Origin of the sequence: Legionella erythra, assembly GCF_001467615.1 — a bacterium.
Classification (GTDB): domain Bacteria; phylum Pseudomonadota; class Gammaproteobacteria; order Legionellales; family Legionellaceae; genus Legionella_C; species Legionella_C erythra.
This window is the reverse complement of sequence record NZ_LNYA01000002.1, coordinates 42781-53187: the sequence shown is the minus strand read 5'-3', so window position 1 is coordinate 53187 and position 10407 is coordinate 42781. Positions and strand designations below refer to the sequence as shown.

The following is a 10407-nucleotide window of genomic DNA, read 5'->3' as shown; positions in this document are numbered from 1 at the left end:
TCGGTGGATGGGACAATTCCTTTTTAGAAAATTTGCTCAGTTTGATTGAAAATTGAAGTGCGTAGGCCGTGGTCGGCTAAAGGCCATTATCCATGACATAATATTTGCTTAAGCTTCATGCGATATACTTCAGGTATATTTTTAATTGCGGGAGTCATAATGCCTAAAAAATTATACGAAGTCTTAGGACTCGACAATGAAAAATCCTCTGAGGATGAGATACGTAAAGCCTATCGCAAAAAGGCCTTGCAATACCATCCCGATAAAAACCAGAATAATAAATCCGCAGAAGAAAAATTCAAGGAAGTTGGCGCCGCCTATAGCATTTTAGGTAATAACGACAAACGCGCCCAATACGATGCCGGTGTGATTGATGAAGCAGGTAATCCAGTTCAGGCACAGCCTATGCCGCGCAGACCGCAGCCACAAGCCCGGCAAGAAGCTACCCCCAAACCTCAGCCAGCAAGAAATGCGGCACCCCATCAGGATTACGATTCATACCGCTTTTATCCACGGCCAACCCCGACCTATTATCGGTTTTACAACTCCCCCTCAGCGGCCAGAACCTTCACTCCGAAACCAGAGCAAGCCCAGTTTTTTATTTACACGACCCCTACTCCACTGAGCACGCTCTTTAATTTGTTTACCGATTTTGATGCGCATCTGCGCCCGGAAGAAAAAGCTCAATCCTATCGCTATCATCGCGGAAATTCTTCCACGCCTGAGTTTATCGCCATTAAAACATACCATGCTCCCAGTATGGAACGCATGATTGATCAGGTAATTGCACAAATGATTCTTCTGGAATTGGCGACGCAAGCAGCCCCACTTTTTACCAGCAATACTCATCGCGTCAGATAAGATCTTACCCGTGCGTCGACACGCACGGGTTTACTTACCCCTTGTTTTTTCTATTATTCAAGCATCCATCCACAAAGTTACCCACACCCCTCTTTCAGTTATGTTGTCGCCATAAAAATTAAAAATTATATTTAAATCAAAAAGATAGTCTTAATATTGTATTTTTTTATGGATGAGAAACAAATTTATGAACAAAGTTATCCACAGAAATCGAAATCGTGTCACTGTCAAGGGTAAATTTAAGGTATAGACGATCTAACGGTATCTTCTTCATGATAGTCTGGCACGTCGGACGACCCTTCGAGCGCCTTGACGGCCTTCGCAAAGAACGGGTTGCCGGTTAATCGCATGCGCGAATCCTGACACACAGCCAGCGCTTTAACGACATGGGGATTGTTTAACAGGAATTCGTCTATCTTAAGTTTAAAAAGATTACTCTTGCCCTGAGTATGGTTTATCAACAGAGCCGCTATCGACTTCAGCCAGGTTGCAACAGCCAATTCCGAGAAGGAGTATTCCTGAGCGACCAGTTGCAGCAATAACAAATGCCCCTCATCCGTCAGCAACGCGGCCGTATGCTTCAAAAGAAAAGGGATTAACTGCTTTTTGTTGCTTAATGGCATCCGTTTTAAGCGATGTAAAAAGGTCAGCAACCACTCGTTACAAAACACCGGCGACTGCTCGTCTACATCCCGCTCGTCGTCTGCAAAATCATCCCGCCACACCTTATCCATATACTGAATCAGCAAAATCACTATTTCCGGCAACAGGTTTTTAAGAATCGCTTCGCGTTCTAAAAGGGGCAGAATTTTCTTTTCGATTGCATCCACCTCCCCTTTCTTTAAATACTCTTTAATTTTTAACTCAAGCGCCTCAATGGCGAATTCATGGCCTTCCTCAACCCAGACCAGCAGTGTCTTTAATGTTAACTTTTTATGATGCTTTAAAATGTCACTATACCAGCGTGCAGCAAGCGCTCTGTTTTGCTGACTTGCCAATGAGTAAAATATTTTCGCTTCATCGTATTGAAAGGAGGTGAGTGTCTGTTTGCCGGCAAAAAACTCAAGGCAGGCGAGAGCCGCTCTCGGTACATGGTGACTGGTTTCTCTTAAATACTGCAAGGCCACAGGATGCCCGGCCTGTGCGTCGTCTTTTAATCGTTGAATGGCAACATGCTGGGTATCCCCGCGCTCAAACAATACTTCCAGTTTGGTTTTAATGTGAGACTGATCAAAAAGACGGGCATGTGGCGAGGGCATGGTTTTCCCCTTTTGCCAAAAAGACCATGCCAACTCATTATCACTGTAATTAAAACTGCGTCCGTAATAATGGCTAAGTGCCAAGGCAACATCCCTATCCAGATAAAAACAGGGGACTCTATCGTTAAACGCTGGTCCATTCAGTTCCTGAATTAGAAATTGTACCGCATCTGGCCAATTGTTGCGCACCAGCTGGAGCAGGGGGTGTAAGGCATCCTGGCGAGGGGGTATTCTGGGAGAGGATGTTTTAAAGAGCGCATGCACATAAAAATAACGCAATTTTGCGATTTCAAATTGCACAGCAGGCTGCCTGTTTTTTTGTAACCGATCGTTGCAGGCAATAAAATGGGGATCGGCCATAAGCTGACGGTAAAGAACAATGACTTTGTCAGGATTATCCCTGTACCATTCATCCAGATTGAATTGATGCGGCATTAATCCTGGTATCCCATCAGGAAAAAGCTCTTTTATCCACAAAAGATAACAGGCATGATGGATAAAGGTATCCTTGCCAGCCCCCATCATGGCACAGACCAGCGCCGCAACAGCATCAGGCACCAGGTCTATTTGTGCATCTAAAGCATTGTCCACTTCATTCTTTTTTACAGGATTCATCAACGCTTGGGTATAAAAATAATGAGCCAGCTGATTGGCCATACTGAAGTAGGGGGCCATCACCGTTTTATCAGCATAATCCGGTTTTATATCAAGCAGGGTATTGAAGGTAAATTGCATGATGGCCGTATGGCAATCTGCCCCTTGTTTAGCCTTAGGTACCTCGAGAAAGGATTGTTCCTGACAGTCCACATACTCCCTAAACATAGTTGCCAGCAATTCAAGCACCAGGGGGGCCACACTCAGCCATTGGCCCCATGAGGCTTCGGCCAAAGCAGTCAATTCGAGATTGCCCTCTTGATAAAGCAAGGGAATTTTTTCTTCAAACCGCTCCAAATCCGCCATGTTCTTAGCCAGGATAACAATGTCCTCATTGAATAGGTTTTTGATTACTTCCGTTAACTTGGGCGAGTAGGTATGCTCATGCAAAAGAGTAAGTTCGGGTAAATTCTTCTTCGGGATAAGCACTGGCTTGTCGGCATCTGACCAAATCAGCAAATCATGAGAAAATTGCCCGAGCACCGTCCCTTTTTGTTGATGCCAACTCACGCGCTGTAAAAAGGAAAAACCAAACTGCCGGCGTGTTTCGGCCGTAAACTGTAAATGCAAGGCATGCGTTGGACTTAGAGGGATACTGAAGGATCGCATTTTTTTTCTTAACCGCTCAAGGTGCTTTTTATATAAGAACATGAAAAGCCTACAGGGAGTTAGTGCCAGGGTAGGCTGCAGAGGTATTCTCTGCCGCATCATCCTCTTTGGTCGATTCATTCCTGGCAAAGAAGCCTTTTTGTCTGGCGAAAGAAGGCCTGACGCCTGCCTGTGTAGCGGGGTTTGTCATCTCATTTTTTTGCAAATGACTATCGTCCACAGCCTGAGACAGCTTATCGCAAATACCGACAGAAAATCGACCGGGTGCTTTCGCAAGAAGCATGGCAATCAAGGTGTTACGGCTGGGTGGGTTTTCGCTTTTCAACACGTCAATAAACATCGAGACGATCTTATCTGCATAAGCCGCTTGATTTTCCTCCATCTGCGTATCGATCATAAAAATCAAGGTGTTGACGACAGTGTCAGGGGACAGGTATTTTTGAATTTTCCCTTGCAGCAGGGCAGGTATAAAAAAATCCTTAACCAGTTGAGCATTCTTTTCTTCTACATACCGATTCATGCAATCCTGCAATTCGCTACTGGCCAAGCCATGTCCGAACGAAGCAGCTTTGATTAATGATTCCAGCGCAATCATTTTCCTCTGCCGCAAAAACAGGTAATTCAGATAAGACGCTTCAGCCGGATCCGCCTCGGCTGCCAAGCGCATGAATTTTAAAATTTTATTATCCTGAGTCGTCTCGGTATCAATGGAATATTTGACGCAGGCCAAGGCCGCGACAGGGGTAAAATGGCCTGCTCGCTGCAGGGCATCCAGAGCCTTGCTTCTCAGGGTTTCGGAGTCACCATTTTTTGCCTGTCCAATTAAAAAATCAAGCGCGGTCTCACGGGCTTTTTCATCAAACAGGATTTGGAGCAATGCCCGTGTTTCCTTTGGGATGACGTCGGGTTTTATTACCTTAGCCTGTACATACGTCTCCAGTCGTTGTAAAAAAGACCAGGCGTTAGGAAAGTCATCACGACGCTCATGGTAGGTCATTAACATCATGACCAGGTTATAATCTGAACCCAGAAATACAGCGCCCGACGATGCTTCTTTTAAACGGGTGGTTACAAAATCAATCGCTGGTTCATAACCCATCAGTATGAGTTCGGACAGGACAGGCAAAACCTCGCTCGCGAAACGCGCTGCACAAGCTTTAAACGGGGCCTGTTTTAGCGAAACCATGGCCTTCAGCGCATGAAACGCCAACTTGACCATTTCGAACTGAAAGGATTGCTGCCCATGAGTGAATAATGCTCCTTTTAAATTTTTAAAATGCTCATTGTTCATCAATCGATCATAAAGTAAACTGACGCCCGCCTGGTTTTGTACGCACCACTGTTCAAAATCCATTAAAGCCAGGCTATCCACCTGTTGGGGATACCAGGTTTTGATGAGCAGGTGCGTGCAAGCCTTTCTAATAAATGGGTCGCTCTGACTCAGAGCAAAAACAAAGGCCCACAAATAATAAGGTGGCCATGCGGTCTGTTCTTGCACGGCATCACGTCCTGCCGGCGGCGTTTCTTCTTTTAATGCCTCGTGATAAGCGTATTCACTAAGCCTAAGTAAAACGGTCTGGTTTTGTGCCTGCTGATGGGCTTTTAATTGCCCCTGTATTTCAATCCAGGTATTAAAAATGAACTGCATGATCCGGTTGTGGGCATCAAAATGCTGATAGTGGAGATTGGAAAAAAGCCACTCGAATGCCTGTTTCGCCCGCAATGCCTCCGCTTGCCATAATAAGGCTTCGTTCACAGGCGCCTGCTGGACCTTTTTAAGCAGAGAAAGTCTTTTATTTAAAGGTGCAGTCAACACGACCACGAGTTTTTTAACGTATTCCTTTTGGGCGGGTAAACCCACTGGCATGGATGCTTTTGCCTGCAGATAATCGAGCTGTTGATTAACACCATCGATTTCACCTTCGATACCCTGACTTGATTCCAATATGGGGAAGTCGTGCCAATTAACCCCTGATGCCATGGAATAGTTCCCCACGGCTTCCATCGCATGAAGCGGTAGCTGAAAATACGCGTGAAGGTAGCTCTCAAGAGCTGTTGCGACCTCCTGAACATGGTAAGAGGCCATGAGTAACCATTCCGACCAATTTTCTTCGGCCCGATCAAGCACCTGTAGTGCTTCGACGTTAAACAGACACGGGATATCCTTCTTCCCTAAAGGATAATTGCCCGCCGCAATCAGTGTTTTGATGGCAGTCTTGCTGAAATGGTTACCCATATAGTTAAAGACACTGGCGGGATGGAAGCTATAAAGTGAGTTGACGGCTATCTTCTTGAGCGGTGTGTTGGCCGGTAACGGGCTTGGATAAGCCGATTCATCCCACCACACAAAAAGCAGGGGCTTAAGGTCATCCTCAATCAGCTCGCCGATAACCGTACCGTAGCCTCTGGTTGTTTTAACCCGTTGCAAGAAATGGACGTCAAAACGCAATTGGGTAGCGAAAGAAAACGAAAGGGTAACGGTTTCTCCGTAGCCAAGGGTAAACATCATGGCGTCCATTCGCTTTTTGATTTCGTCCACCGATAACGTCATGGCTTTGATCTCAATTACTACTATAAGGCATAAAACAGGCGGGGGTTATTCTTTATTCAGATGAGTCCGCCGCTCATTCATCGTCTCCGCGCTGTTGATCACGGTTTGACGGCAAATCTCCTGCATCACCGGAATGGTATGCAGCGGCGTTCCTTGCTGGATAGCGTAGGCAATAAAAAAACTGTCCTGCCACAATTTTTCCGTTTTACGGGCTTTCGCTTTCATCCAGAGGGTTATCCATAAGAAATGAAACAACCATTTATCGCGGTTCTTTTCCATTTCATGCTCAAAAACAGCTTGCATGGCTGTCTCGATATCACAAACCCTTACCCCTTCTACAAAACTGCTTGAGCGATTCACCAGCTTATCAATAGTGGCATTTTCGATATACCAGGATTCGGTGAATTTCTTGCGGGTCAGCCAACCGCGCGACCGTTTGAATGATTCGTCCATGGCCGTCGGGGTAAAGGGGGCAATCTGAATACTGATTTCTTCCATTAGCGCGGCGATATCAAGGAATTCCGGTACAAAATGCAAACCTAACAGTTCCTGGATTTCAAATAAATGCAAATCCGGCATTGCACCGTGCGCGATCGTAAGCGCCAGAAAATGATTGGTAATTAAGACAAAATAATCGCTGTCGACTTCCCGTAAGGTCACTGTTTCATCGAATGCTTCATCGTAATAGTTGGTCACTTCCTTCGCTGCAATGATTGGCGTCACCCAGGCATCCTTAACGCCGATTTCCTGTTTCAGCAATAACCCGGCCAGACGATTGCCACGGTATTTTTTTAAATGCACAAATACTCCCTGTGCACCGCTGCCATCGACTTCGCTGGCTTTTACACGAAATACCGGCGGAGTGCCTGGTGGATGGAAGATAACGCCCTTTTTCCGCTGGATCTTTATCCAGGAATTAAACTGATCATGGTAGGAGGCAGGGTACCAGCTCTTGATAACCTGCAGACGCGACAAGGAGATGGAAGAGAGTACAATGGTATCAATAATCTGGGCTATGGTATCCACCACCACCTGGCGTACATGGGCCTTGGGATGCAACAGCAGGAGCAAGGCAATATCCTGGCCTTCCTCAATGCTGTAAAGATCGATAACCAGATCGGAGAAAAAGTCATCCGGCATGGCATAGCTTTGCGCAAAAAAATTCTCGGCGATATCAAACACAGACAAATCGGAAAGCTCCTGAATCATGTCCTTAATGGCGCTTAAATGATTCGCTTCCTCCTCGGGTGTTAACTCCTCTTCTTCGCCGGCAAGATTTAAATAGGCCTCTTTCAAAGGTACTGACAATTCGACGTGCACTTCGTAAAAGGCATTCAGGATAGGCAGCCAAAAGCTTAAGGTATGTTTTGTTTTATTGATGGTCGCAGCCATGTAATCCATCAATTGATGAAGGATTTTAGCACCGGCCTTGTTGCCGTTTTCATAGGCCGCCTGTAATTGGGCAACACAAATATCCAAGGCAAACACGCAGGCGGAATAATAAGGGCGCTCTTCCTCGTAGGACGATTCTTCCAATTCCTCAATTAAATCGACAAGACGCAACGCTAATTCAGGTTCCTGCAAAAAGGGGGTGTAATGCTGGGGTTCCGGATCGCCATCTTTCTCAATCAGGGCTGCCATGCTGGCAATCCATTTTTTTAAATGTTCCAGTTCAATAGTCATTCCGGATCAGGCACCTTTCTTGATTTCCCTTCCTCGTCAATGGCTACAAAAACAAAGGTTCCTTCGGTGACCTGGTAGCGTCCCAGGCCAGCGGCAGGTTCTGCCCAGACTTCAACAGCGATAGTCATCGAGGTAGTGCCCCGCTTAATCAATTCCACATGGCAACTGACCACATCGCCCACGTGCACCGGCTTTAGGAAGGTCATGGAATGAATGGCCACTGTCGCCACCCGTCCACGGGCCAATTTTTTAGCCAAAACACCGGCGGCCAAATCCATTTGCGAAACAATCCATCCGCCAAAAATATCGCCATTCGCATTGGTATCTGCCGGCATGGCGAGCGTTTGAATGGTGATTTCGCCGCGAGGTGCCATGTTATGATCCTTGTTTCAGTTTAGCCAGGGCATCCGCCATCGCGGTGTTAAAAACACCCTTTTTGGCGGGTTGCACCTGCCGCTTGTCTTCTTTTTTGCGCGCATGGTCTTTTTTTACCACCGGCGCTTTTTTAGCCTGCGGCTTGCTGGTTTTCTTCTGCACAACAGCGGGTCTCGCCTCATCCAGTTTCATGCTCAAACCAATACGACGACGCTCCTTATCCACTTCAACCACTTTGACTGTCACGATATCACCGGCTTTGACCACCGTGTGTGGATCGGTAATGAACCGATTGGTCATGGCGGAAATATGCACTAACCCATCCTGATGAACGCCGATATCCACAAATGCACCGAAATTGGTGACGTTACTGATCACCCCTTCCAGAATCATGCCTTCTTCCAGGTGGCTGATGTCTTCAACGCCTTCTTTAAAGTTAACAGTCTTGAATTCAGGGCGTGGATCGCGACCGGGTTTTTCCAATTCGCGCAGCACGTCACGCACAGTTGGTAATCCAAATTGCTCATCGACGTAGTCAGCCGCATTGACGCTGGTTAGCAGATCATGATTGCCAATCACGCGCGCGATCGTCATGTTTTTATCCGCAAGAATTCGCTCAACCAAAGCATAGGCCTCCGGGTGAACAGCGGAAGCATCCAGCGGGTTGCTGCCATTCATGATGCGTAGAAAGCCTGCTGCCTGCTGGAAGGTCTTTTCGCCCATACGCGGCACCTGCTTCAACTGGTTACGGTCAACAAAGACGCCATGCTGATCGCGGTATTCGACCAAATTTTTTGCCAGAGTTTCGTTTAAGCCAGAAACACGGGTCAGCAAGGCGACCGACGCGGTATTTACGTCGACCCCAACCGCATTCACGCAATCCTCGACCACCCCATCCAGGCTACGGGCTAAACGGGTCTGATTGACGTCATGCTGGTATTGGCCAACGCCAATGGCCTTTGGTTCAATTTTTACCAATTCGGCTAAGGGATCCTGCAACCGCCTGGCAATGGACACAGCACCTCGCAAACTGACATCCAAATCAGGAAATTCATTCGCCGCCAGTTCGGAGGCGGAATAAACTGACGCACCGGCTTCGCTGACCAGTACCTTGGTTAATTTCAAATCGGGATACATTTTAATCATATCCGCAACCAGCCGTTCGGTTTCACGAGAACCGGTGCCATTGCCAATACTGATTAGGTTTACATTATATTTGGCAGCCAGTTTAGCCAGTTCAGCAATGGCTTGATGCCATTCATTTTGCGGAGCAAAAGGGAAAACCGTAGTATAGTCCAGCACCTTGCCGGTCATATCCACGACCACCACCTTCACGCCCGTGCGTATACCGGGATCAAGGCCAATGGTGATGCGGGGACCCGCTGGGGCGGCCAGTAGCAGTCCGCGGAGATTACGGGCGAACACCTGAATCGCCTCTTCATCGGCTGACTCACGTAAACGAGCGAGTAACTCCAGCTCCAGTTTGGTGAATAATTTAATTTTCCAGGTCATACGCACCGTATCAAGCAACCAGCTGTCTGCTGCGCGCCCCTGCTGCGTGATATTGAAATAACCAGCCACCTTTTTCTCGCCGTACTCCGGATCGTCCACCAGGTGCAGGCTGATTTGCAAAACGCTTTCGCGACGGCCGCGGAATAATGCCAGCGCGCGGTGCGAGGGGATTTTTTTAATTGGTTCGGCGTAATCAAAATAGTCGGAAAATTTATTGGCCGCGTCTTTTTTATCCTTGGCTTCTCCAGTGGATTTAAGCACAGCGTGTTGCCACAGGTATTCTCTTAGTTCGTTGAGTAATTCCGGATCTTCGGCAAACTGCTCCATTAAAATCTGTCTTGCGCCTTCCAGAGCGGCTTTTGTGTCGGCAATGCCAGCCTCGGCATTTAGAAATTGCTGCGCATGCGTTTCGGGATCATGGCTGGGCTCCTGCCAGAGAGTCATCGCCAGCGGCTCAAGGCCGGCTTCTCGAGCCAGTTGCGCCTTGGTGCGTCGTTTGGGGCGATGCGGGAGGTAAAGATCTTCAAGCCGGGTTTTGGTATCCGCTGCCAGAATGGCCTGCTCAAGTTCCGGCGTCAATTTCTCCTGGTCGCGGATGGACTGCAGAATAACAGCACGGCGCTCATCCAGTTCACGCAGATAAAGCAGGCGCTCAGCCAGTTGTCTTAATTGGGTGTCATCGAGACCTTCGGTCGCTTCTTTACGATAGCGGGCAATAAAAGGTACGGTTGCGCCTTCATCCAACAGGCGAATGGCAGTTTCTACCTGCGACACCTTTACTTTAAGTTCCTGGGCAATTGTCGCTGCCGTAGACAACATCTCTTGACTCATTCAGTTCCCCGAAAACATGATGATAAAAAAAACGAAGGCATTATATACTACTTTGCCGCCTTTGGTTAAATC

6 protein-coding genes are annotated in these 10407 nt (G+C 47.4%); 1 reads left to right on the top strand and 5 read right to left on the bottom strand.

The window, feature by feature from the left end:
• The first annotated feature begins 159 nt into the window (after window positions 1-159).
• Window positions 160-861, top strand: coding sequence for a DnaJ domain-containing protein (locus Lery_RS01070; protein WP_058525399.1), 702 nt, complete (start codon window positions 160-162; stop codon window positions 859-861).
• Between the two features lie 239 nt (window positions 862-1100).
• On the opposite strand, the gene Lery_RS01065 is transcribed toward Lery_RS01070, so the two are convergent.
• The 5 genes from Lery_RS01065 to Lery_RS01045 are packed head-to-tail and all read right to left on the bottom strand — an operon-like array spanning window position 1101 to window position 10335.
• Window positions 1101-3425, bottom strand: coding sequence for a hypothetical protein (locus Lery_RS01065; protein ID WP_058525398.1), 2325 nt, complete (start codon window positions 3423-3425; stop codon window positions 1101-1103).
• Window positions 3426-3432: 7 nt separating this feature from the next.
• The gene (locus Lery_RS01060) at window positions 3433-5934 is read right to left on the bottom strand and encodes a hypothetical protein (RefSeq protein ID WP_058525397.1); all 2502 of its coding nucleotides are present in this window, start codon (window positions 5932-5934) and stop codon (window positions 3433-3435) included.
• Window positions 5935-5979: 45 nt separating this feature from the next.
• Entirely contained in the window at window positions 5980-7617 is a 1638-nt protein-coding gene (locus tag Lery_RS01055) for a hypothetical protein (protein WP_058525396.1), read from the bottom strand.
• Entirely contained in the window at window positions 7614-7991 is a 378-nt protein-coding gene (gene yciA / locus Lery_RS01050; RefSeq protein WP_058525395.1) for an acyl-CoA thioester hydrolase YciA, read from the bottom strand. Before yciA ends, Lery_RS01055 begins: the two co-directional genes overlap by 4 nt.
• Window position 7992: 1 nt before the next feature.
• Complete coding sequence (locus tag Lery_RS01045; protein WP_058525394.1) at window positions 7993-10335, bottom strand: Tex family protein; 2343 nt, start codon at window positions 10333-10335, stop codon at window positions 7993-7995.
• Between the last annotated feature and the right edge of the window lie 72 nt (window positions 10336-10407).